The following is a 22117-nucleotide window of genomic DNA, read 5'->3' on the forward strand; positions in this document are numbered from 1 at the left end:
CATTCAATGAGCGACTAATGTTCCTTATTTAAAAACGCAAAAAGGTTACTGAGTCAACCGGATCGATTTTAAGATGAACATCGTCTGTTCGAATTCGATATTGTGTTCTTCGGAACTCAGCAAGGGAACAGTCGATATGATCGACGACGCAAGAATCACCTGTCCGTTTTTAAATTCGTAAATCAGTTCGTACATAGCGCCCAAAGATAACATCGCCGCAAGAAATTGGTGTTTCTCTACGTTGTTCTCTAATTCGAAGGGCATATATTCGGTAAAATTAAAACCTTTGATGAGTTCCGGATTGTTCGACCATTTTAGGATGGGAGAAATCGGAAGCACTTTCTGAAAAACTAAATTCTTATCCGATACGACGACCACGGTGATCCCGTGGATCAATCCGTTTCCTTCTTTTTCAAAATAGTAAGAGTTTCCTTTTAACTCTTTCTGGATCGATTTCTTAAGGGTCCAATCTTTAGGAATGGAAATTGAAATTCCGTTTTCCAAGTTCCTCACTGCATAATCGCTGTAACTGACTCCTCTCACGGAGTGAGAATTTTTTATCGGATCGGACTTCGCATTCTGCTTAGAAGCGGTTCCACAAAAAGAAAAAATGAAAAGCAGAAGACAAAGAGGAATGCGGCGTAACGTTCGGGAGTTCGTTTCTTTCATTCCTAAAATCACTTCTTCTTAAATTCCGCGCAAAAATGGTCCAAGGCCTTGATCGCTTTTTCATGACCGAGAGAATGCGCCTGATAAAGATCATAACATCCGTTCTTTTTGAATTCCGGATTCTCCACCGAAACCAAAATGATTCCTCTGTTGTAAAAGGCCCTCGCGTTCTTCGGATCGAGCTGAACCACCTTATCAAAATCTTGATACGCTTCCCCTAATTTGCTCGTCTTGATGTAAACGATTCCACGTTCCACTAAAGCTTCCACCCAATTCGGATCGACTTCGATACAACGATTCAAATCTTGAATTGCCTCTTCGTAGGCTTGTAATTCGTTTCCTATCTTTCCTCTCATCAGATAAGAACGATTGAACTCGGGGTTGAGACGAATCGATTCGTTGATATCCGTTAACGCCTTTTTGTATTCGTTCATATAATAATACGTATAACCGCGGTTAAAAATCGCCTGCGCGTTTTTTGCATCCAATTGGATCGCAGTGTTAAAATCTGCAATCGCGTCCTCATATTTGTAGAGATTTACTTTGATCCAACCTCTGAGATCATACGCATTCCCGTCCTTCGGGTTCAACTCTATCGCTCTATTACAAGCTTCGAGAGCTTTTTCGAATTGTCTTTGATTGTAGAGTTCGACGCACTGATCCTTCTTTTTGATCGCGTCTTTGTTGGGAGGAGTTTGCGGAAAGAGAGTTTCCGTGAGAATCAGAAGTAAAATGAATGCGACGAAGACTCGAAATCTTACCATTGGAAGTTCCTTTCACGAAATTGAATTCTTTTCTCGAAGTTCTCGCGAACTCGGACCTTCAATCCGTCTTGGTTTTGGACCTCAATATTTACCTTGAGAATTCTTTGTCAAAAAGGAATTCTCAAGGTAAAAAAGAATTATCGGATTACGTAGTCCTGAACCTTGTAAAGAACCGTCAGTCTAGCGAGAATCAAAACCAAGTTTATAAAGAAAAGAATCAAGAACGGTCGATCAATGATCTTCTCGTCTTCGGCTTTGATAAAAAGATAGAATGGAATCGCAAACGTAAAAAGACGGATCGTGTTGATATACTCGGACCAAAAATGGTAGTGGTTCGCAATCGCGATCATCAGGATCACCAAGGAGAATCCGATTTTGTAAAACGTTCCTTTCTTCCAAGATCCCGTAAGTGGAATCAAAAACATGGTTAGAAACTGAAGGACAAGAGGGAATTTGGAAAAAGATCGAACGATTTGTTTCAACCCTCCTCCGCTCGTAAAACTTCCCGCCAACTCCAAAAGATATTTAAAAATTCCTTCAAAAGGAATCATAAAGACCGCGAGCCTCGTCGGAGTCCAATTCGGTAGAGTATATTTCAGGTACACTTGCCAGAGAACCGGAACGAGCAAAGTTGAACCGACGATTAACATTTTCTTAATGTCTTTTTTAGATAATGCCGCGAGTCCCAAGGAGAAAAGATAGAATAACGCGGGCTCTTTAGTCACCAAAGCCAGGCCGGAAAGAATATAAAAAGGAATATAACTTTCCTTTTGATAAAAATAAATCGCAAGGACGATCAAGGAAACCATGATCGTATCGCTCACAAGAACCGAATAACTCGCCAAAGTAAAAGGGGAAATCAGATACAAAATCGCCCAGTGTGATTTTTCTTTTAAAAGGACGCGTAACGCTAAATAGGAAAGATAAAGAAGCGAAAGACTGAGAATATACATTCCCGCGATGTTTCCCCACTTTCCAAAAATTCCCCAGACGGAAAGAAGCAGAGGATAACCGATTCTCGGGGCTCTGTAAGTCGCGTCGAAACCGATCGGCCATTCGAAACTCAAATTGGAAATCGATCTGGAATAATAGTAAAAGATCTGTCCGTCGTAACCGGCGCCGAGGTCGCCTTCTTTTCCTTTGAATGCCACGACTCCACTCGGAGATTCCGCTTCATTCTTCTTGATAAACTCTTCTCCGAAATTGACCATCGAAGAAGGATTCCATTCGTAACGAGACCAGAGTGCGAGCGTCACAAGTCCGTAGAGAAAAGTAAGAATCAAAAGTCCCTTTAAGGGAGAATCGAGTTTTTGAAGCCAGGTTTCCAATTTCATATTCTAACCAGCCAGACCTAATTTTCTTCTGAGAAGTTTTAATGCGAATCGAATCGCCTGTTTCAAAACCCTTCGATTGAAAGAAGAATTCGAGAAGACGTAATGAATCCCGATCTCGGAAATCGTTCCTCGATTTTTCGCGACAATGGAAAGAGCTTCCATGTGAAAGTCGAAGGCGATCGATTCCAACTTGGATTCTGCGATCCAAGTAAAGGCTCTTTTGGAATACTTTCGATAACCGGAAGTGCAGTCTTTCAGACGATATCCAAAAAGATCGAAGAACCCGGGGGAGATACAATAGTTCATCACCTTCGCGGCGATAAAGGATATTAGCTTTCTGTAAAGTGGAACACCGTCCGAAGTCACGCGGCTTCCAATCACGAGGTCCGCGTCCGCTTGAATGAATTCCGGAAGTTTATCCGGGTCGTGGGAAAGACCCGCGTCCATTGTAACAACGGAATCGTATTTTTTTTTGACGGCAAACTTCATCCCGTCCTGAATTCCGCCGGGAATGTGAGTATTCTTCTCGTGACGGATCGTAAAAAGTTTTTTCGGATTCTTTTTGATGAGTTCTTTGAGAATTTCCGGTGTTCTATCTTTCGAAGCGTCGTCCACCACGAGAACGTCCGAATAAGCGAGAGCGCGCTCTACGACTTCTCGGATGGTTTCTTCCTCGTTGTAGGCCGGGATTACGACGAGGTTTTTCATTTTTTAACTTCGAATACGGACTTGTCTGCTTCGATCCAACGGATCAATCTTTCCACGCCTTCTTTCGGTTTGAATTTCGGGTTGAATCCGAATTTCTTCGCTTTCGTGATATCGCAGATAAAGTAACGCATGTCTCCGGGTCTTTCCACGTCGAATTGAATCTCTTGTTTCTTTCCGAGAATGTCACCGATCATATGAATACATTCTAATAAAGAAATTTTGTGATCCGGTCCGCCACCGATATTAAAAACGCCCGGGGTCGGATTTTCAAACCAACGAAGATAACTCTCCGCTCCGTCAGCCGCGTAGAGAATGTCGCGAGCTTGTTTTCCGGTTCCGAAAATTCTCAAAGGCCAACCGAAGACGGAACGAATCGCAAAATTCGCGACCCAACCGTGGTCCTCTCCACCAAACTGTCGTTCGCCGTAGATTCCGGTAAAACGAAAGGAAGCGGCTTTGATTTTATACATGTCCACGTAAGTTCTCACGTAGTGTTCGGCGCTCATCTTTGAAGCGTGAAGAGGAGAAATCTCCCCCACCATCACCGGTTGTTCTTCACCGATTGCGACGGGAGTTCTTTCGTAAGAAGTCGCTCCTTCTTTTAGGGAATCATTGATCGAGTTTCCGTAAACGTGAATCGAACTCGTATTGACTACGGGGATATTCCTTTTTCTTGCAACCTCGAGGACGTTAAAAGTTCCTACAACGTTAGTCGTCATATCCAGCTCGGGATCTTCCCAAGAAATCGTCATCGCGGGTTGAGCCGCGGTGTGAACGATAAAGTCGCAACCGGTGGTTCGGTCGAGAAGATGTTCGAGATTTCGGATATCCCCTTTTACCATCGTAACTCCGAGCGCTTGTAAATAGTTCCAGTTGTATTCTCTCGTGGCTTCCGTGCCGTAACCGGTTCTTTTCAATTCGTATTTGGTCATACTATCATAGCTGATCACGTCCCAACCTTGTTTACGAAACAATTCACAAACGTGAGAACCCAAAAATCCGCATCCACCGGTTACTAAAACTTTCTTTGCCATAAATATCCCTTTTCTATATTCTATAATTACAAAATTCTAAACTAGTTGCCGAACCATTTTTTACGAACCATAAGCCGGACGATAGAGAGGAATTCCTGCGCTATCTTTTTTTTGATCGATTCGATCGGGCGATAATAAGAAATCGGAATTTCGATACAACGCATATACGACCTTACCGTTTCCATCATGAGTTCGGGAATGATTCTCTGATCTTCCATTTGCAGTCGTTCTTCAATTTTAGAATAGGAATCTTTCCAGATCGCGAAATAAGAACACATCGCGTCCGTAAAACGCGGTTCCATTCCCCACCAAAACACTTCGATGAGTTTTCCGAGAATCAGATTTACGACACGGACTCCCGGCAAAAGATTGGAACCCTGCTCGATCATCTGCCGAGTCGTACGAGTTCCGATGACCATATCGGAATCTTTCAGATATTCCAATAACTTCGGATAATCTTTGGAACGATAAGAACCGTCGGGGGTTACGATGATCGTAATATCTCCAGACGCGGAATGAATTCCTTTTTGGATCTGTTTTCCGAAAACGTCGTAAGCGCCTTCCGCGTCGAAGTGAAGAATTTTAGCTTTTTCTTTTTTAGCGATTTCTAATGTTTTATCCGTAGATCCCGCATCGACTACGAGGATCTCGTCTACCTTGCCTCTAAAATCGACGATGACATCCGCTATGGAACGTTCGTTGTTTTTTGTGGGAATGATCAATGTCGTTTTAAAACGGGCGAATTCTTCATTACGAATTTCGTAAACGGCGTGGTGGTAATCCTGCATGGAATTGATGTTGAAGTATTCCACATCCAACTCGGTCGCAAAAACCTTTCCACTCTCTTTTGCCATGAAGTCGATGACGTCCGTGATTTCGATGACGCCGCTTTTTGGAGAAGGAGGAGTTTTTTTAAAGTATTCAAAAAACGCCGGAGTAAAGAGATAACTTCCGAGGCCGAGGAGATCGTTCGGAGGATCGGAAGGTTTTTCGACGAGTTCAAGAATCCGATCGCCTTTGAGTTCCACGGAATAATTCTTACGAATCCGAGAAAGAAGAGAAGTCTTTTGAACTCCGATGGAGGCGATGAGCTTCGGATGTTTTTGGAGCGTATTTAAGAATTTCTTATGATCGGGATGAAAGTAAAATTCGTCTCCCAAGATCGTGATAAAAGGAGAATGGATTTGAGATTCTAAACTTGCGATATCGCTCGCGAGTCCCTTGGTCGTCCAAGGAGAAGGAATGATTTCTACGTTGCGGTGATTTTTCTGAATCTTTTCGATTTCAGAAATGACCATTTCCTTGAGATGTCCGACGAGGACATAAATCTTTTTGACCTTGAAGGTGGTCTGCATGAGTTCCACATTTCTTTCCAGGATCGTCTTTCCCTGAAATTCAAATAAAGGCTTAGGAATGTAGGTTGTCCTAGGATAGGCCCTGGTCCCCTTGCCCGCCGCGGCGATCACACCAACTTCAATCTTTTCCACTGGAGATAGGCTATTTTTACAGGCTTGCGGTGTCAAAAAGGATTTGGAGGAGAGATTCTGGAGAATGGAAATCGGAGAACGAAGAAGCGATTTCAAAATGATACGTTCGTTCTTTCGAAAACCGGTAGGAACAACGACTGCTTTTCTGTGAAAGTCGCGGTCCCCACCCTCATCGGGTGGAGGAGGCGGGTTCGCGGGAATTTTTCGGGAAACTTTCCTTAGCACAGAAATTCTTATTCTGCAAGGAAAAATTCACAGAAATGCGTTGTCGGAACTCCGACAACGTTTCTCTAAAAATCGGCGAACAAACAGGATCTCTCGTTTTAGGAAGTAAGAACGTGGAGTTTTTTGGATCCTGGCAGGGGTCTTTGGGAAATTTTAGAGAGACTCGACTCAGCGCAGGAATTCTTCTTCTGCAAAAAGAATTTTGAAGTCCTTTTTTTAGTTTTGAAGAGCTCCTACAAATGCACTTCTTGAGAGAGACACTTTCAATTCCCTCCAAGCGCTCGCTGTAGAAAAGGAAACCCGGAGAAGCAAATTGAGAAGAGAAAAACTTCCTAAGAAGCCTGATTTCGAACGAGAGAGGCCCGAATGCGAAGAAGATTGTTTTTGATCTTTCTCTTTTGGTCTTCCGTCAAAAAGATTTCTTTTCTTTCGGCTCTCTGAATGACAAGGTCCGCCTTGGTTACGAACTCAATCGCGGCGTCGTCGACGGATTCGCGATTCTTCTGTTTTTCCCGGAATACATTGAGAGCTCTCTGAACTTCCATCAATTCTAAAGCGACTGTTTTAATTTCTAAATCAGGAGTGGCCATTTTGAATTCCTTACTTTTTTTAATTCGGCCTAAGAATTCGTTTTCTGTACAGAAGAATTTTAAGACTTTTTTTCCAGATCTCCTCTATTTGTGGAGATCCCGCACCGCTTGGTCCGACAAAATAAGCTCCCAGAAAAAAGCTTGTAAACGGACTTCAAGTCCGTTGGAGATACAATTTCGGAAAAGCCCTACTTTTCAAATTCAAAGAGAACTGAATTTCCGGTTCTTGAATCGAAATCGGTTTCAAAAAATTTTTTTAGAAGGATTCGGAGATTTTTTAGAATCATTCTCCAGGACGGATTGGCCGGCCTTGAAGAATGATTCTTCTTTCCTCAATCGTAAAGAACATCGATGTATTTTTTCTTCGCTTCCAAATGTTCTTTCAAGGTCTTAGCGAAGTAATGATACCCATCTCCTTTTAAGAGAAAGAAAAGATATTCCGATTCTTTTGGATAAAAAGCCGCTTCTAATGCGGGAAAGCCAGGATTCGAAATCGGACCCGGTGGGAACCCTTTGTTCAAATAGGTATTGTAAGGAGAAACGATCTTTAGATCTTTTTCAAAAATTCTACTGTGAGGTTTGTCAAAAAGATATTGAATCGTCGCACAGGATTCGAGAGGCATGTCTCTTTTCAGACGATTGTTAAAAACTCCCGCCATCAGAGGTCTTTCTTCGTTTCTCTTCGCTTCTCTTTCGACGACGGAAGCCAATATTATAAATTTATGAAGTTCTGCTGGAGAAAGATTCTTAGCTTTTTCGATCTTCTGAATTCTTACGTAGAATCGTTTGATCATCATTCTTACGATCTTATCCACCGGAAAGTTGATCGGAATACTGTATGTCTCCGGGAATAGATATCCTTCCGCAGAAGTTGCCGGAATTTTAAATTCTCTCAAGAGTTCGGGTTCGCTCGCCGCGAGTAAAAAATCCTGACGTTTCGAGATGAGCTTTTTGGAAGTAAGAAGATCTCCGATCTGACGATTGTTATAACCTTCCGGAATCGTAAAGTTTACGAGTTTTACCTTTCCTTCCGTGATCACTTGGAGAATCTTTCGAGAATCCATCCCATCGTTGATCTCATAGAGACCTTGTTTGATCTTTCCCGCGCTTCTTGTAAAACGAACGAGATAGAGAAAGTATTTCGAGGACTTGATCATCCCGTGAGTGGAAAGAGTTTCCACGATTTTTCCCGGAGTATCTCCGGATTCGATGAGAAGATCCAACTTTGTTTGGCCGGAACCTACGGCTCCTCCCTTGAGTTCATCGACGACAAAAAAAGTCGTAACCGCGATCAGAAGAAGAGCTCCTACAAAGAGCCCCGCGAAAATCAAAAGTTTTTTAAAATTCATAAGTTCTTATATTTCCTTCGACCGGTTTTTAAGAGAGTTCAAGGTCAGAATGCAATTTTAGCTCTTTTCTGGAAGAAAATTTCTTGGGATAGGAAGCGGATTCCATTCTCCTCCCGGCATTCTTTCTCTAAAAAAACAACTGTAGTATCCTTCGTGACAAGCCGCCACTTTCTGCTCCACTTGATAGACCAAAAAGGAACCGTCCTTTGGGGAAAGAATCTGGAGAATTTTCTGAGTATGTCCGGAAGTATCCCCTTTTTTCCAGAGCTGATTCCGAGAACGGCTAAAATAATGCGCGAATCCGGTTTCCAAAGTCAATCTCTGACTTTCCTCGTTCCCAAAAGCCTGCATCAGAATTTCTCCGTTCGGATCGATCGCAACGACGGGAATCATTTCTCCATCCGGAAGATGTAGGATCTCCTTCGTTCTCACAAATTCCAGCGGATCAAAACCGGAATGAAGAAAAAGAATCGTATCTTCGTCGCAATCCACTTCTTCCCTTGTTCCGGAAGGAAGAGTTTTTCTGTAAGGATCCAATTCTTCTTCGGAAAAACGAGTTAAAGAAGAGATCGTTCTTTCGGGACTTTTTACTTTGAGAACTGTAATTTTGCGGGAACTCATATTTTTTTCGAAGGATTCTACTCTGAACCAGAATTTTTGGAATTCACTTTCAGTCCAGTCTTACAGGAGATTTTAGAACCAATCTTGAAAACCGTCCTTCGACGAGTAAGCCTACCTTTTTCACGGATCTCTAATTCAAAAATTATAGAAAAGCAATCGTAAGCCGATCTTGAGACTGAACCAACGATCCGTCGAATTTGCTTTTGGTTTGACTCATCGAGCCGGAAGAATGAGTGGATTTAAGATCGATATTCGATGGATTTTATTGGATACTTCGAACCAGAGCTACTTGAATGGATTTACCTGATTGTTATCCAGCAAATCAAACTTGTCATCGAGGATTTCAAGGATAGCGAACGAATGAAACTCAGAATCAACTATTGGAAGTATCGCTCCTATATTTAGAAAAAATGGCTCAAATCGATTTATGCACCTGCTTCGTCAATGAGACATTCGTTTCGGGATTAAAAGGGCATACGAATTGACAAAATGAAACGTGGAAAGGATACAAAAGTCATCGTCGACAAAATGAGATTCCTATCTTCGCTCGGCTAAAAAGCACTTCGTCGCAGAAAAACAAACGCTTCGGAGAAGCTTTCTGTAGAAAGAAAGGAGAGGATAAAATCAAAGTCTTCGTTGAGGATATACTGATGACTCCGATTCTTTGAATTAAGAACTTAAGAAAAATTTAAAGTGAATCTAATTGCTCCATACAAATTCAATCGTAAAAAGTGGAATTCGTAAACTCAGGACAGATCGTCACCGATGGGATATGGACTGAACATTCGCCTGACTTCAAAATATTAGAAGATTGAACTCTCGCAACGAACGAAATGATCAGAACTTTTCTGGTAACTGAATACTTACCCGGATTAGGATCATTATTAGATATTTTTAAAATAACATCTATTTATAGCGTTTTCGAGCCTGTTTTTTTTATGTTATTTAATAAAATCAAGGATTTACGATTCAAAAATCGATGAATCAAGTCGTTTCGAATTTCGGATTCAAAAAAAAGAATTCTTTGTAAGCAGAATATAAGTGAGTTTTTAACTTCTCCCGCTATTATCCTTTTTCAGTGAAAACCTCCGATTCGGAGGAAAGCCAAATATACAAAAGGTGAAACTTATGAAGAGAATTTTATCCATTCTCATCTTCTCTCTTTTTCTGGGAGCGATGGGAAATCTTTACGCGAGTCGAGGCTCCGTCGTGGAAAATCCGATCGACGTTTTTGAGAAGTCTTTCGAAAACAAGGTTCTTTCCATTCAAAGAAAAACGCAGGTAAACGCGAACCTTCCGGTTCACAGAGCCCTTTTTTACGGAACCCACAATTCGTATAACAGCAAGTCATACGCCGGTCCGTTCTTCTCTTACGCGTTTCCGAATCAAAAGTATTCCATCGGTGAACAACTTCGCCTTGGCGCAAGGTTTATCGAATTGGACGTTCACTGGACTTTGGGAACCCGCGCTCGTAAGGAACTTCTTCTTTGTCACGGTCAGGACAACCACGTGGGTTGTAACGTCTTCGATCGTCCTTTTTATAAAGGTTTAGAAGAGGTTCGAGATTGGGTTTCCAACGTCTCGAATCGCAACGAAGTTCTCGTTCTTTATATTGAAGATAAGTTCGACGGTCATTCTTCCGAAGCTCTTCAAACTCTTAAAGATTATCTGGATCCTTGGTTGTATCGTTATTCCGGAAGTTGTTCCGAAATACCCTCTCCGGAGAATATGCCGAAGTTAGGCGATATGGTCGCGTCCAACAAAAGAATTCTTCTTATGAGCAATGGTTGCTACGATTCTCAGTGGAGCGGCTACTTTAAAAAAATCTTCTTCGGCGCTTCGACGGGAAGTCCGAAAGAATTCAAAGGTTATCCGGATTGTAATTATTCCAGAGCGACTTACAATTCTTCTATGGTCCGTTTCTTTAACGATACGACAAATTACTTCGGGTTCTATGACGGAGTAAAGGAGAGCGGATCTTTTACGGATGCAAATATTCAGTCGATGCTGGCATGTGAGGTGAACGTATTCGGCATAGATCAGTTTGATCCGGACTTTGCCAAAAAAGCGATCTGGTCCTGGAATTCTTCCGAGCCGAACAACTGGGCGGGAAGTGAACACTGCGCCGTCGTCTGGTCCAACGGAAGATGGAACGATCTCAACTGTTCCTCTTGGAATCGTTTTTCTTGTAAAGACGCTTCGGGTAACTGGTATGTGACTTCAGGCGGCGGATCTTGGTCTTCCGGAAATTCACAGTGTTCTTCGGAAACGGGAGGAAGATATAAATTCTCTGCACCTTTGACACCGTACGAAAACAGAAAACTCTTAGAGGCTAAGAATTCGGTCGGCGCCGGCGATCTTTGGATCAACCTTACGGATCAGACTTCGGAAGGAAACTGGCTTTTAGGATATTGATCCCGTAGAGCAACTCTTTTAAAAATCTCCTAGGACGGATTGATCCGTCCTTTTTTTTTAACTTCATAAGAATCGGGTTTTTCAGAAACTCGAAAGGAAAACTCTCGATTTGTTTCCACTCCTTTTTCTAAACTTCCTCTTTGTCGGAACTCCCACAAAACCTTCGTTTTCTGGTTGAAAGACCATTTTATCGTCGATTCCATCCGTTCTCTTTTTCTTTCCTGTTGACCTCTCGAGAGTAAATTCACTTTCCTATTTCGATCCCTCCTCTGTTAGCCGAAAGAAAGAGTATAAGAATTTTTTTTGAGAAGAATCGGAGACTTGTAAATAATTGATTTATAAGGACAAAAAGAGATGGAATTTTTCCATTTTTATGACAACCTAATCACCTGAATTTCTTGGGCGCCAAGCGAAACGGGATTTCAATCAAATCGATGCTACCAAACACAATCCAAACTAAGGAGGAAACTCTACGTCGCTTTAACAGGGAGCTTATGTCCTTAGCAAAAAATCCGATACTCGACAAAGGCGATTTAATCCCTGCGTTACACGTCCTTACGGAATCGATTTCAAGAGCTTTGGATTGTGAACGTTGTAGCATCTGGTTTTATAGCGAGACAAAAACCTCCATTCAATGTCTCGATCTTTTTATCCTCTCCGAAAATTCTCACAATTCCGGAATGGAACTTTTTCAAAAAGACTATCCACGTTATTTCGAAGTTCTCAAAGATGAAAGATTGATCGTCGCGGACGACGCGATTCACGACAATTCTACGAAAGAATTTGCTCCGAATTACCTATTACCTTTGAACATTCTTTCAATGTTGGATGCGCCCATTCTCATGGATGGAAAACTTCTCGGAATCATTTGTAATGAACACGTCGGCAAACGTCATTCTTGGACGCTGGAAGAACAAACCTTTGTGGGTTCGCTTTCCGATATGATTCCAAGAATCTTTCAAGCGGTGGAAAGAAAGAAAGCGGAAGAAGAATTAAAAAAAGCGAATGAACGTTTGGAATACACGGTCAGAACCAGAACCAGAATTATTCTTAGCCAAAAGGAAGAATTGGAACATCAGATCAAGATGGCAAAAAAGATACAAGGTGCTCTTCTTCCGGCCACTCTCCCGAAATCCGACTACTTGGATCTACAATATCTTTACGAACCGATGATGGAAATCGGCGGCGATTTCGTAGACTTCCTTTATGACGAGGAAAATCATATTCTCGGTTTTTTTATCTGCGATGTTTCGGGTCACGGGGTTTCCGCCGCTTTGCTCGCCTCGATGGTGAAGATGTCCTATTCAAACTGGAGATCGTTTATTCAAAATCCTGAATATGGTATTGCTCTAATTTACGAATCCCTCGCCGGAAAATTTGCCGGCCATTTTATCACGGCGATTCTCGGAACTCTAAACGTGAAAACGGGAGAAGGAAGAATGACGAACGCGGGACATTGTCCTCCCGTTTTGCTCAGCAAAGGTAAAAAACCTTACGTATTTTATCAAACGGGCGCATTGCTTACGGATCTAATTCCTCTAAAATTAGAGACGGTGCCGTTTCACCTGGATCGTGGCGATCGTTTGGTACTTTATACGGATGGAATTATAGAAGCGTTCAATCCGAATCGAGAATTATTTTCCGAAGAACGATTGCTTTCTAATTTGGATTCTTCCGAAAACGAACCTTTGGATGAGCTTTGTCAAAAAGTTTTTTCGGAAGTGAATCGTTTTATGGGAGTCGCTCACGAAGGCTTTTCTGACGACCTTACACTTCTTGCCCTCGAAAGGAAATAGTTTATTGTTCGCGATTTTCTTTCGAATTTTGAAACGTCATTTAGAATTGTAGTCCTTTCTCGCGAAAGCAATTGTCAAAAAACAAAAACGAAGGAAATGTGTGACGCCACCGTTTATTGGAGACAAAGGAAACCATGAAAAACGCGAAAAACTATTCCATTCTTCTTGCGGAAGACGACGAAACCAACGCGGAACTTCTCATCCGCCACGTGGAAAGATACAATTTTGAAGTGGATCACGTTGTGGACGGGGTTGCCGCGGAAATCAAACTGAGAAAACAACGTTACGATTTGATAATTACGGATAATAAAATGCCGAAACAAAGCGGTCTTAGTCTTTTGGAAAGAATTCCGGAGATAAATCGTTTAACGCCGATTATCTTTTTAACGGTGAGCAACGAAAAAGAAACGATTTTACAAGCGGTTCACAATAGGAATCTCGTTGCCTATCTATTAAAGCCGGTCGATACGAATATCCTAATCGAAAAAATTTGCCAAGGTTTGAGCATTAAGGCGAATACTCTAATCGATAAGAAGGCGTATCCCTTCGAAATACTTCCTTTTACGAGTTCAGGTCACGGAGTCGGAATCGAATTAAAAGGTTGTCCTTTCGGAAAAAGTGTTGAAAAACTCGTTCAGGAAATTTCATTTTTTTTGAAGGAACTTCCTAGTCTGCGAAGCATCGTGATTAAAGTGAATCCGGAGTTCTATTTTTTTAAGAATGGAGAACAATTGCTTTCCACTCTTAGAGATCGTCTTGCAATCAAATATGAAATCAAAAAGGAAGACATCAGCATTCTAAACGAATGAAATTTATTTCAGAATTTCCGCTTTAGAAAAAGATAAGATTTCCTTTTGCGCTTCTTCTTTATTCGTCTGGGGGTTACTTGAGAGGGTTCCGATCCTTGTTTCGCAAAAGGATTCCATTTTTTAATGAGAACTCGAAAAATTCCGAATAAAAAAAATTGGAACCTGAGTTGGGCCTTTTGGTCAGAGGATTAGAAAATGGGAGGAATCCAATGAAAGGATTTTTTAAAGTTTCCGGTCTGATTCTTGTAATCGCGGCTTTGTTTGCGGGAGGATGTAGGTTTTATAAGTCCCCTGAAAAAAGAGCGGAGTTCGTAGTAAAGAAGATTAGCTCGGAATTGGATCTGAATGATTCTCAAAAGAAAGAACTCAATCGTATCAAAGACGAAGTTCTAACTAAGAGAAAGGAACTGAAACTCGAAGGCCCAAGAATTCCAGCGGAGGCACTTGCAGAGTTTCGTCAACCGACTTTAGATGAAAAAAAGATAAACAAGTCGTTTGAATTGGAGATGGGTAAGATGACGGAGATGAGACAATACATGACCAAAAAAGCGATTGAGTTTCATGCGATTCTCACTCCAGAACAAAGAAATAAATTTGTGGATTTGATTACAGAGTTTCAAAAGAAACATCATCATCATGATGACTGAATCTGAATTTACAGATATCGTTAGTTCCACTAGGGACATTGTCCTCTCTGCGATTGAAAAAAACCTCGCAGAGAGGTTTTCTTATGCTATCGACGACGTGGCGCAAGAAACCTATTTTCGCGCGTACAAAGCCTTAAAAAAAGACCAGTTTCGTAAAGAATCCAAACTGAGCACTTGGTTGTACGCGATCGCCAGAAACGAATCCCTCAGAATGAACGATAAGCTGAAAAGAGAAGAAGAGCGCGCCGATAAATTGGCTCGCTCGAAAAAACCGGAAGATTTTATAACTAGAAATTCCAGCTTGAACGGAAAGTCGGGGGACGCGGAGAGTAATTCCCAGGAAGTGATCGGATTACTTCGTTCCCTTTTAGTAAAGATTCCCGATAAATACAGAAGAGTTTTGGAATTCTATTTAGCTGGTTATACGGAAAAACAAATCGCGGAAACCATGGGTGTAAAACCTGGAACGGTAAAGTCTAGGGCCGCGCGAGGAAAAGAAATGATGAAACGAGTCGGAACAAAGGAGAAATTTTATGAATAATCATAATTCCTCTCCTATGAAGGGAGAGATTTTAAAAAGAAAACAGAACCAGGATTGGGTGAAGCAAATTTCGTCTAACGTGGTCAGAAGAGATAAAAGGGAAACGAGAAACAAAAGAATCGTAGGTGCTTCGCTCGCTCTATTCTTGGGCTTGAGTATGTACGTCGGATTCTGGGTTCAGGATTCAATCATGGATTCTCGTGATCAAGACCTTTTGAGTATCGGTGTTTTTGAAGAATTGGAAGAAGCTTTCAATCGTTGAATTCGGTAGAAACAACCCATTTTCTATAACCTCTTTCCCCTAAGCCGGATGGAGGAGAATGAAATAGAACGGACCTCGCCAACCTGATCTTTGTGCAGAATAGCATATTATTAAATTAAAATCAAATAACATATTTTTTTTTCGAATTTTTCAAGTAGTTTGTTACGGAATTCGTAAATTGTCAAATGAAAGTCATTTAATTTATATGTCGCCACATTAGTCTCTTTATTGATTGCTTATCTATTTTAATAAGCTAAACTGTAGTTTGAAATTAGTTATAACAAAAATTAAAATAGATTTCTAATTAAGATTAAATGTATGGGCTTAATTTGATTTAGTTCTCCTTTTGTCTGTGAGATTGAATTCTCTTTAATGAAGTGTTTTAGTTTTTTTATTTCTGAATTTTGAAAATAAAATTAAATGAATGGTAAATTCAGTGAATAAAATACAAAAAACGTTTTTAGTTTTGGTGATATTGTTTTTGGGGAATTGTCTCAGCTTTGGTCGAGAGGAATTTCAAGTTTTGAAAATGAATTCATCTCAGAAAAAAATGAATAAAACTTATTTTATTTATTCTATTAGAAGTTTGGATTCCTACGGAAAAGAAGTAGAGGTTGATGAGGAATTTATAGAGAAATTCGAAAAAACGGTCAAAGGCGAAGTGGAAGCTTGTGCGTGTTTTAGCGATTATCAAGTAAAGCATGTTATGGACTTTTCCAAGGAGAAAAATAATCTACCGCAAGATGCATCCGTCGTATATTACGAGATTACTTATACACTTACAACCGCAAAACTTCTTAGATACGTGATGAATTTTTTCTTCGTGTATTCTCTTGGAATTATTCCAACAGGATATGGTTGGAATATTACGACAGATATTACGCTTTTTGAAAAGCAACGAATGATGAAGAAACAAAGGTTTGAGAGTTACGGAACGGAAGTTGCTGAGTTATTTTTCCTATTTGCGTTACCGTTTAAGGAGGCTACTTCATTTCCACTAACATCCTTGACAAATAATTTTATTGTAACTTCTTCCGGTGAAAATTTAATTCCTTTAGTGAAGTAGATCCCGGTAGTTTGCATATAAATTACTTTTACTTTGTCTGCGCGTTGTAATTTATTAACGAAAAAAAATCGGATAAGCAACCAATCTTATTCAATTTTACTATTTATAAGTTCCAAGGCGAAAGATTATTTCGATTTCGATAGAAAAAAATCCAGGGATTTGAGTCGTTTTGCGTCTTCCTTTTCGAGGAGAATTCTATGTTTCATTTTTTGAACCGAATCGGATCACTTGACGCGGAAAAAAATAAAATGTCCGAAGTTATAGAAACGGCGGACGGAGGATGGGAAGGAGCCATTTTAGTTTGCTCGCAGTGCGCGGCGAAAATTCCGGGGGAAAGTTTTTTAGGAAAGAGCAGGATCAAAAACGAACTAAAACTCTCATCCGATCCGAAAAAATAGCCGGAGTACGAGTTCTCGAAGTTTCCTGCTTGAACGTTTGCGAAAAAGATAAAATCGCGATTACGAATACGCTTTCCTCCGAACCCGGTAAGAAAATCGCGATGGCGCCTGCAAAAACTTCCGCAAAAAGAATTCTAAATTTTTTTGAGATCGAAAGAGATTACCCGAGTTTTTGAATTTCAAGGGTTATCTCTCTGTGGATTTCTGTCCGTTTCTCAATGTACGTTAAATTTCTGATTCAAAAATCATAATTTACGAATGTATCATTCTGAGACTGCTCGGTATTTATCGAATCTTAGCGCCTTCCTGAATTCCTTCTCCCGGGTATAAGATGACTTCGTCTCCTTCTTTCAATCCGTCTGTGATCAAAGCGTTTTCTCCGCTTCTGGCTTCCAACTTGACCTTGGATTTCCTCGCTTTATTTTTCAGGACCTGAAAGACGAACCAGTCCTCTCCCTCTCGAAACAATGCGGCGGTCGGCGCGATGATTTGATTTTCTTTTTTTTCACTTATGATTTTACAACGAACTTGAAATCCTTCCCCCATTTCGGACGGCGGAACGAAATCCACAATCGCTCTGACTCTTTGTTCTTCCACGCCAAGGGAGGAGATTTTTGTAAAAGCGGCAGGCTCGACCAAACGCAATTTTCCTTCCAATTTCCCGCCGCCCCAGCCTTCGATTTCGACCGGATTTCCGGGATGAAGATGAACCGCTTCCTGCGTTAAAACTTCTGCGGCGATTTCCAAACGATCCGTATTACCGACTTCGAGAAGAGGTGTTCCCATTTCGATCGGTCCTTCGCTTTCTCTGATCACCTTGAGCACCTTACCCGTGATAGGCGAATTTACGGTTCGATCATAGTCCCACTTTACGATCGCGAGAGTTTCTCCTTTGCTCACGGATTCTCCTGCGTGTTTATGGATTCTTTTTAAGATTCCACTCACGGGTGAGAAGATCGTAAATTTTTCCTGGACCCTTGTGATTCCTTCCTCTTCTACGATTTGCTGATAGGTTCCTCTGATCACTTTTGCTGTTTCGGAGACGACGGGTTTAGGTCTTAGTAAAAACCATAAAACGAAAACGAGAATTCCAAGTCCGATCCCGATTTTGAATTTCCGATTTGAGGCGACCGACTTCCAGTCTTCTTTCCAATTCATATTTATTCCCTTATTTTTAGGATCGATAGAAGATCCATTGTTTTGATTTTTGAATACAAAATAAAATAGCTCAGGACGGAAGTTCCTAAAGTCATCAGAATCGCGACTGCGTAGGTGCGATAAGAAATAATCAGAGGGATTTTGAATCCTTCCGTTTCCACAGTCGTCATCAAAAGATAGGCAAAAGCATATCCTAGTATACATCCTATCGGGAGAGAAGCGATGATCTCCACTCCTAATTCTCCCGCTAAGATTCTAAAAACCTCTTCCCTTGTAAAACCGAGAATTCTTAAACTTCCAAGTTCGAAAATTCTTTCGGATAGGGAAATCATTGCAGTGTTGTAGACGACTCCGATTGAGATGACAGAAGCGAATATAAAAAGAATCACGGTCGTTGCGAGTGTGCTCCGGGACATCGTATCCGTAAATACTTTGAGGCTTCCCGCTCGTGTGGAAACACCCGAAATTTTAGGAACGTCCTTCAATCTGGACAATAACGCTGATTCTCCTTTAGCATCCGTTCTTAAGGCGATTAGGTTTACACTTTCTCCTTCGCCTAACAATTGATTAACGGAATTGAGATCCATATAAGCGCCTTGTCCTAAAAGTTCTTCGACCAATCCGTCAACGCGAACTACGATCTTCTTTCGATTTCCCTCCAGGATTTCCATTTGAATTTGAGAACCGGTTTTGATTTTCATTTTTTCGGCGACCCCGGAATTCAAAAAAATTCCGGAGCTTGGAGGGGTGAGGATATTTCTTTTCTTTCCGACGAGTCTTCGTAATTCGGCCTTATCCGGTATTCCTTGCAGAGCCATTTCTTTGGAAAGATGTCCAACGCGAATTCGAATCGGAATCATTCGATAACCTTCCGCGGATAATACGGCAGGATCCTTTTGCAGATCGTCGACTGCGGTCTTGGAAACGGGGCCTAAAAAAGAAACGGTGATCGATTCCCTTTGGAGAAGATCGAATTGAATTTCGATCATCGCATTCACCGCGTCGCGCGAAAACATTCCTAAAACCATAATCATCACCGATGTTGAAATTCCAAGAATTGCGATCAAGGTTCTCGCGGGTCTCCTGGTTAGATTTCTTAAGATCATTCTGGTTTGTGTGGAAAGAGTTTTCGTATATGTTTCGATCCAATTTTTTCGAAAACTCATAGGAACCGGCGCTCGCATCGCTTGAGCCGGATCCAATTTAAGAACTCCGAAAATCGAGTAAGTAGTTCCTAACGCTCCCGCAAGAATTCCTATTAAAATTCCGATTAAGCCCAAAGAGGGATTAAAAATAAAAACAAGGTGGGGGAATCGATAATATTCGGAGTAAAGATTTCTCATCGCGTCGCCGAGCCAGATTCCCACTAAAACTCCCAATATGGAACCGAGTCCGCTGATCACGGATATGATTTTGAGATAATGAAGAGCGATTTCTATATTCGAATATCCTAATGCTTTGAGCGTTGCGATCTGTTCCCTTTCTTTCGAGATGATTCGAGTCGATACGATATGAAGGAGGAAAGCGGCGACTCCGAGAAAAATCATCGGTAAAGAGTAGGCCATCGTTTTCAGTTGTTTGAATTCATCCCTTAGAAAGGAATGAGACGGCAATTTATCCCTATCGTATGCGCCGTATCCTCCGTACGGTTCCAAAATCTGGTCGATTCTCTTTAGAACGGAAGTCTTTTGCGTTCCGGGGGCGAACATAAAAACCGCGTCGTTGAAGGCGCCCACCATTCCAAACGCATTCTCCATTCCTTTTCGATCCATCCATAGAATTCCGAAATGTTTGTCGTCCGGAAGTGGATTGGTTCCGCGGAAAATATAAACGTACTCCGGTGAAAGTGCGATTCCGGTTACGGTGAGAATTTTTTTCTCCCCTTGCAAGATCCCGACGATCCGATTTCCGGGAGATAGTTTATTCGCAATTGCGAACGCTTCGCTTAACAAAACTTCGTTGTCGCCTTTGGGTAGTCTGCCGGAGCGAATATGAGGTACGTTGATTCCTTGCGATAAGGATACGAATCTTCCGGAAGTCGGGAGAGTTTCATTAGGAATATCTAATACGGCTTCTTGAACGATTCTCGATCGAATCGTTCCGATTCCCGGAACGTCGATCAAGTTTTGAAGAATCGATTCCGGCGCTCTTTTTAAGGAGACAAATCCCTGTGCGAAGTACGAGGAAGAATAGAATTTTTCACGCGCCGAAAAAAGGGAATCGTATGCGCTTCTGGATGCGACAAAGACCGCGATTCCCGCGGCGACGACCAATGCGATCGTGACTCCTTGGGCTTTGAGAGATTTCATTTCCCGAAAAACTTTGCGATCGAGGATTTTCACCAGTTCAACTCTTCCGATGTTTTTTTGCGGGAATTCTTTTTGTTGGAAATTACCGTTCCGTCTCTCATTTCGATGATTCGATCCGCCATCTGCGCGATCGTCGCGTTATGTGTGATGACGACGGTGGTCGTTCCCAATTCTAAATTCACTTTTGAGATTGCATCCAAGACGACCCTTCCGGTTTTGAAGTCGAGGGCTCCGGTCGGTTCGTCGCAGAGTAGTACATCCGGTCTTTTGGCGATTGCCCTCGCGATCGCAACTCTTTGTTGTTCTCCTCCGGACATCTGGGCAGGAAAGTGATCTTTTCTTTCAAGAAGGCCTACGAGTGAAAGCGCTTCCTCGGAAGACATCGGATGAGAGCTGAGTTCGGTTACCAAGGAAACGTTTTCCAGTGCGGTAAGACTCGGAATTAGATTATAAAATTGGAATACGAACCCTACGTGATCCCTTCGATATAGCGTGAGACTTTTATCATCTTTTGAAAATAAATCGTGATCCTGGAAACGGACTTCTCCGGAAGTGGGGGTATCAAGACCGCCTAATATATTCAACAAAGTGGATTTGCCCGATCCCGAGGGACCCAAAAGAACGACGAATTCTCCGGATCGGAGTTCCAAATCCACTCCGTGCAGGGCAGGAACTTCGACCTCTCCCATCTTGTAGATTTTTCCGATTTTTTTGGCCTCGAATACGATCTCGGTTTTTTTCTGAATCTTTTGGGTCATCGCAGTGGGCCATTCTGTTTTTTTTCGAACTTGAGAAAAGAAAAATAATTTTCCTCGGAGTTGATTTACATCATCGAATGTGTATCCTTTCCATAATCCGATCCGCATTGAACAAAAGGAAATATTTTATTCTATGCCTCCAACGGGTCCGTCCCATCCTCCGCCTGACTTTCCGGTTCTCCCGATCTCTTTGACGATCACCGTTTTTGTTATCTTCGTTCTTTGGTTCAAAAGAGTTCGATTTTCCTTCGATCGATGGTTCGTCTTTTTCTTGTTAACCTTGAGTTGTCTTCATTTCGCCCATATCTTAAGAAGAGATTTTGGCAGATCCTATTTTGTTTTCGTTTTTTTATTCTTTATTTTTAAAATTTCAGAAGAATCGCGATGGTTGTTCGATCTTTTTTTCGGTCCGGAAGGACGGATCTTAAAACGCTCCACTTTTGTTTCTTTGCTTTTTTATTCCGGATTCAGTTCTTTCGGATTTACAAAGCCGAAAAGGAACCGATAAATCCCGCGATCGAATCCTGACGATTCGGATGGTTGAAGGTTTTGATCGCCCTTGTATTTTCGATTTTGATCTATCAAACTATATTTTTTTTTGGAATGAGTTTGCGGATTCTTATTCCGAAAGAATTTTGCCTCCGATTCGAGGATACGATATTCTAATCTTTACGATTCTTTTTTCGCTCTTTGGAGTTCGCCCGAGTATGATTCATTCTGCGTGGCTTCTCGGACAGAATGATTCTGATTCGATCGTGAAAAAGAGGAAATACGAATGATCGGGTTTGGAGTTCGAAAAATGAAACGAATACGCCATCGCTGTGAAAGAACATAAGGATCAAAAAAAGCCGGATCGGAACAGTGAATTCTCCCTGGACCGATCGGCCGAAGAATTGAACATTCCAAGAGCTCGTATCACGCAGGTTTTAAACGAGGTTCTGGGAACGAATTTCTACAATTTTGTAAACGAATCTAGAGTTCGTGAATTCATTCGTCTTTCGGATTCTTCTCCGGAAGAAAGAACTTTCCGTTTTGCACTTGGCTATCGAAGCCGGTTTTATTCCAAATCCACCTTCAACCCGTCCTTCAAGAGAATCGTGGGATCGACTCCTTCCCTTTATATCTCCGAAAAAAGGCAAAAAAATGAGTCTTAGCCGATTGGTTCGGTCGACGATTT

General features: G+C 41.6%; 24 protein-coding genes. 12 read left to right on the top strand and 12 right to left on the bottom strand.

Features of this window, described 5'->3' with window-relative positions; translation table 11 throughout:
- Nucleotides 1-45: 45 nt before the first annotated feature.
- From DLM75_RS21810 to DLM75_RS21835, 6 genes are all read right to left on the bottom strand, one after another.
- On the bottom strand, nucleotides 46-669 hold the full coding sequence (locus DLM75_RS21810) for a hypothetical protein (RefSeq protein ID WP_147456684.1): 624 nt from the start codon (nucleotides 667-669) through the stop codon (nucleotides 46-48).
- Nucleotides 670-677: 8 nt separating this feature from the next.
- On the bottom strand, nucleotides 678-1433 hold the full coding sequence (locus DLM75_RS21815) for a tetratricopeptide repeat protein (RefSeq protein WP_118970617.1): 756 nt from the start codon (nucleotides 1431-1433) through the stop codon (nucleotides 678-680).
- 137 nt (nucleotides 1434-1570) lie between these two features.
- Nucleotides 1571-2767, bottom strand: coding sequence for an AZOBR_p60025 family cell surface glycopolymer formation protein (locus DLM75_RS21820; protein ID WP_118970618.1), 1197 nt, complete (start codon nucleotides 2765-2767; stop codon nucleotides 1571-1573).
- 3 nt (nucleotides 2768-2770) lie between these two features.
- Entirely contained in the window at nucleotides 2771-3475 is a 705-nt protein-coding gene (locus DLM75_RS21825; RefSeq protein ID WP_118970619.1) for a glycosyltransferase family 2 protein, read from the bottom strand.
- Nucleotides 3472-4509 (bottom strand): NAD-dependent epimerase/dehydratase family protein, encoded by a 1038-nt coding sequence (locus DLM75_RS21830; protein ID WP_118970620.1) that lies wholly within the window; start codon nucleotides 4507-4509, stop codon nucleotides 3472-3474. Before DLM75_RS21830 ends, DLM75_RS21825 begins: the two co-directional genes overlap by 4 nt.
- A gap of 41 nt (nucleotides 4510-4550) precedes the next feature.
- Nucleotides 4551-5975: a sugar phosphate nucleotidyltransferase gene (locus DLM75_RS21835; protein ID WP_174715106.1), complete on the bottom strand. Its 1425-nt coding sequence runs from the start codon at nucleotides 5973-5975 to the stop codon at nucleotides 4551-4553.
- A 281-nt stretch (nucleotides 5976-6256) separates the two neighbouring features.
- Between DLM75_RS21835 and DLM75_RS24325 the strand changes: the two genes are divergently transcribed.
- Nucleotides 6257-6427, top strand: a complete 171-nt coding sequence (locus DLM75_RS24325; protein WP_158586503.1) for a hypothetical protein — start codon at nucleotides 6257-6259, stop codon at nucleotides 6425-6427.
- A 126-nt stretch (nucleotides 6428-6553) separates the two neighbouring features.
- Here the strand turns inward: DLM75_RS24325 and DLM75_RS21840 are convergent, their stop codons facing one another.
- From DLM75_RS21840 to DLM75_RS21855, 3 genes are all read right to left on the bottom strand, one after another.
- Nucleotides 6554-6811 (bottom strand): hypothetical protein, encoded by a 258-nt coding sequence (locus DLM75_RS21840; protein ID WP_118970621.1) that lies wholly within the window; start codon nucleotides 6809-6811, stop codon nucleotides 6554-6556.
- Nucleotides 6812-7143: 332 nt separating this feature from the next.
- Complete coding sequence (gene mltG / locus DLM75_RS21850) at nucleotides 7144-8160, bottom strand: endolytic transglycosylase MltG (RefSeq protein WP_118970623.1); 1017 nt, start codon at nucleotides 8158-8160, stop codon at nucleotides 7144-7146.
- Nucleotides 8161-8217: 57 nt separating this feature from the next.
- Nucleotides 8218-8781, bottom strand: a complete 564-nt coding sequence (locus tag DLM75_RS21855) for a phosphoribosyl-AMP cyclohydrolase (protein ID WP_118970624.1) — start codon at nucleotides 8779-8781, stop codon at nucleotides 8218-8220.
- A gap of 1128 nt (nucleotides 8782-9909) precedes the next feature.
- On the opposite strand from DLM75_RS21855, the gene DLM75_RS21860 reads away from it, so the two are divergent.
- The 9 genes from DLM75_RS21860 to DLM75_RS24335 all read left to right on the top strand — a co-directional run bounded on the left by DLM75_RS21860 (nucleotide 9910) and on the right by DLM75_RS24335 (nucleotide 16891).
- Nucleotides 9910-11196: a phosphoinositide-specific phospholipase C-related protein gene (locus tag DLM75_RS21860; RefSeq protein ID WP_118970625.1), complete on the top strand. Its 1287-nt coding sequence runs from the start codon at nucleotides 9910-9912 to the stop codon at nucleotides 11194-11196.
- 494 nt (nucleotides 11197-11690) lie between these two features.
- A complete protein-coding gene (locus DLM75_RS21870) occupies nucleotides 11691-12992 on the top strand; it encodes a GAF domain-containing SpoIIE family protein phosphatase (RefSeq protein ID WP_158586504.1) in 1302 nt (433 codons plus the stop codon).
- A gap of 134 nt (nucleotides 12993-13126) precedes the next feature.
- Nucleotides 13127-13801: a response regulator gene (locus DLM75_RS21875; protein ID WP_118970628.1), complete on the top strand. Its 675-nt coding sequence runs from the start codon at nucleotides 13127-13129 to the stop codon at nucleotides 13799-13801.
- Between the two features lie 209 nt (nucleotides 13802-14010).
- The gene (locus DLM75_RS21880; RefSeq protein WP_118970629.1) at nucleotides 14011-14448 is read left to right on the top strand and encodes a Spy/CpxP family protein refolding chaperone; all 438 of its coding nucleotides are present in this window, start codon (nucleotides 14011-14013) and stop codon (nucleotides 14446-14448) included.
- Nucleotides 14438-14989, top strand: coding sequence for an RNA polymerase sigma factor (locus DLM75_RS21885; RefSeq protein WP_118970630.1), 552 nt, complete (start codon nucleotides 14438-14440; stop codon nucleotides 14987-14989). The genes DLM75_RS21880 and DLM75_RS21885 overlap by 11 nt, the downstream gene beginning before the upstream one ends.
- The gene (locus DLM75_RS21890) at nucleotides 14982-15251 is read left to right on the top strand and encodes a hypothetical protein (protein WP_118970631.1); all 270 of its coding nucleotides are present in this window, start codon (nucleotides 14982-14984) and stop codon (nucleotides 15249-15251) included. The genes DLM75_RS21885 and DLM75_RS21890 overlap by 8 nt, the downstream gene beginning before the upstream one ends.
- Nucleotides 15252-15780: 529 nt before the next feature.
- Nucleotides 15781-16317: a hypothetical protein gene (locus DLM75_RS21895; protein WP_147456685.1), complete on the top strand. Its 537-nt coding sequence runs from the start codon at nucleotides 15781-15783 to the stop codon at nucleotides 16315-16317.
- Between the two features lie 248 nt (nucleotides 16318-16565).
- Complete coding sequence (locus DLM75_RS24330; protein WP_158586505.1) at nucleotides 16566-16715, top strand: hypothetical protein; 150 nt, start codon at nucleotides 16566-16568, stop codon at nucleotides 16713-16715.
- Between the two features lie 29 nt (nucleotides 16716-16744).
- Nucleotides 16745-16891 (top strand): hypothetical protein, encoded by a 147-nt coding sequence (locus DLM75_RS24335; protein ID WP_158586506.1) that lies wholly within the window; start codon nucleotides 16745-16747, stop codon nucleotides 16889-16891.
- Between the two features lie 109 nt (nucleotides 16892-17000).
- Here DLM75_RS24335 and DLM75_RS21905 read toward each other — a convergent pair whose 3' ends face one another.
- The 3 genes from DLM75_RS21905 to DLM75_RS21915 are packed head-to-tail and all read right to left on the bottom strand — an operon-like array spanning nucleotide 17001 to nucleotide 20940.
- A complete protein-coding gene (locus DLM75_RS21905; RefSeq protein ID WP_118970634.1) occupies nucleotides 17001-17873 on the bottom strand; it encodes an efflux RND transporter periplasmic adaptor subunit in 873 nt (290 codons plus the stop codon).
- Nucleotides 17874-17875: 2 nt separating this feature from the next.
- A complete protein-coding gene (locus DLM75_RS21910) occupies nucleotides 17876-20215 on the bottom strand; it encodes an ABC transporter permease (protein ID WP_241548013.1) in 2340 nt (779 codons plus the stop codon).
- Nucleotides 20212-20940 carry an ABC transporter ATP-binding protein gene (locus DLM75_RS21915; RefSeq protein WP_118970658.1) on the bottom strand — a complete coding sequence of 243 codons (729 nt, stop codon included), beginning with the start codon at nucleotides 20938-20940 and terminating at the stop codon, nucleotides 20212-20214. The genes DLM75_RS21910 and DLM75_RS21915 overlap by 4 nt, the downstream gene beginning before the upstream one ends.
- Before the next feature lie 536 nt (nucleotides 20941-21476).
- Here DLM75_RS21915 and DLM75_RS21925 point away from each other — a divergent pair.
- Both DLM75_RS21925 and DLM75_RS21930 read left to right on the top strand, forming a co-directional pair.
- Nucleotides 21477-21719, top strand: coding sequence for a hypothetical protein (locus DLM75_RS21925; protein ID WP_118970637.1), 243 nt, complete (start codon nucleotides 21477-21479; stop codon nucleotides 21717-21719).
- 42 nt (nucleotides 21720-21761) lie between these two features.
- Nucleotides 21762-22094: a helix-turn-helix domain-containing protein gene (locus DLM75_RS21930; RefSeq protein ID WP_118970638.1), complete on the top strand. Its 333-nt coding sequence runs from the start codon at nucleotides 21762-21764 to the stop codon at nucleotides 22092-22094.
- Nucleotides 22095-22117: the final 23 nt, after the last annotated feature.

This window comes from Leptospira stimsonii, from assembly GCF_003545885.1.
Taxonomy (GTDB): Bacteria; Spirochaetota; Leptospiria; order Leptospirales; family Leptospiraceae; genus Leptospira; species Leptospira stimsonii.

What these genes read in the sequence shown, in the direction of transcription:
- DLM75_RS21810 (WP_147456684.1), bottom strand. Translation starts at nt 669, where the DNA reads ATGAAAGAAACGAACTCCCGAACGTTACGCCGCATTCCTCTTTGTCTT.
- DLM75_RS21815 (WP_118970617.1), bottom strand. Translation starts at nt 1,433, where the DNA reads ATGGTAAGATTTCGAGTCTTCGTCGCATTCATTTTACTTCTGATTCTC.
- DLM75_RS21820 (WP_118970618.1), bottom strand. Translation starts at nt 2,767, where the DNA reads ATGAAATTGGAAACCTGGCTTCAAAAACTCGATTCTCCCTTAAAGGGA.
- DLM75_RS21825 (WP_118970619.1), bottom strand. Translation starts at nt 3,475, where the DNA reads ATGAAAAACCTCGTCGTAATCCCGGCCTACAACGAGGAAGAAACCATC.
- DLM75_RS21830 (WP_118970620.1), bottom strand. Translation starts at nt 4,509, where the DNA reads ATGGCAAAGAAAGTTTTAGTAACCGGTGGATGCGGATTTTTGGGTTCT.
- DLM75_RS24325 (WP_158586503.1), top strand. Translation starts at nt 6,257, where the DNA reads ATGCGTTGTCGGAACTCCGACAACGTTTCTCTAAAAATCGGCGAACAA.
- DLM75_RS21840 (WP_118970621.1), bottom strand. Translation starts at nt 6,811, where the DNA reads ATGGCCACTCCTGATTTAGAAATTAAAACAGTCGCTTTAGAATTGATG.
- mltG (WP_118970623.1), bottom strand. Translation starts at nt 8,160, where the DNA reads ATGAATTTTAAAAAACTTTTGATTTTCGCGGGGCTCTTTGTAGGAGCT.
- DLM75_RS21855 (WP_118970624.1), bottom strand. Translation starts at nt 8,781, where the DNA reads ATGAGTTCCCGCAAAATTACAGTTCTCAAAGTAAAAAGTCCCGAAAGA.
- DLM75_RS21860 (WP_118970625.1), top strand. Translation starts at nt 9,910, where the DNA reads ATGAAGAGAATTTTATCCATTCTCATCTTCTCTCTTTTTCTGGGAGCG.
- DLM75_RS21870 (WP_158586504.1), top strand. Translation starts at nt 11,691, where the DNA reads ATGTCCTTAGCAAAAAATCCGATACTCGACAAAGGCGATTTAATCCCT.
- DLM75_RS21875 (WP_118970628.1), top strand. Translation starts at nt 13,127, where the DNA reads ATGAAAAACGCGAAAAACTATTCCATTCTTCTTGCGGAAGACGACGAA.
- DLM75_RS21880 (WP_118970629.1), top strand. Translation starts at nt 14,011, where the DNA reads ATGAAAGGATTTTTTAAAGTTTCCGGTCTGATTCTTGTAATCGCGGCT.
- DLM75_RS21885 (WP_118970630.1), top strand. Translation starts at nt 14,438, where the DNA reads ATGATGACTGAATCTGAATTTACAGATATCGTTAGTTCCACTAGGGAC.
- DLM75_RS21890 (WP_118970631.1), top strand. Translation starts at nt 14,982, where the DNA reads ATGAATAATCATAATTCCTCTCCTATGAAGGGAGAGATTTTAAAAAGA.
- DLM75_RS21895 (WP_147456685.1), top strand. Translation starts at nt 15,781, where the DNA reads ATGAATTCATCTCAGAAAAAAATGAATAAAACTTATTTTATTTATTCT.
- DLM75_RS24330 (WP_158586505.1), top strand. Translation starts at nt 16,566, where the DNA reads ATGTCCGAAGTTATAGAAACGGCGGACGGAGGATGGGAAGGAGCCATT.
- DLM75_RS21905 (WP_118970634.1), bottom strand. Translation starts at nt 17,873, where the DNA reads ATGAATTGGAAAGAAGACTGGAAGTCGGTCGCCTCAAATCGGAAATTC.
- DLM75_RS21915 (WP_118970658.1), bottom strand. Translation starts at nt 20,940, where the DNA reads ATGACCCAAAAGATTCAGAAAAAAACCGAGATCGTATTCGAGGCCAAA.
- DLM75_RS21925 (WP_118970637.1), top strand. Translation starts at nt 21,477, where the DNA reads ATGGTTGAAGGTTTTGATCGCCCTTGTATTTTCGATTTTGATCTATCA.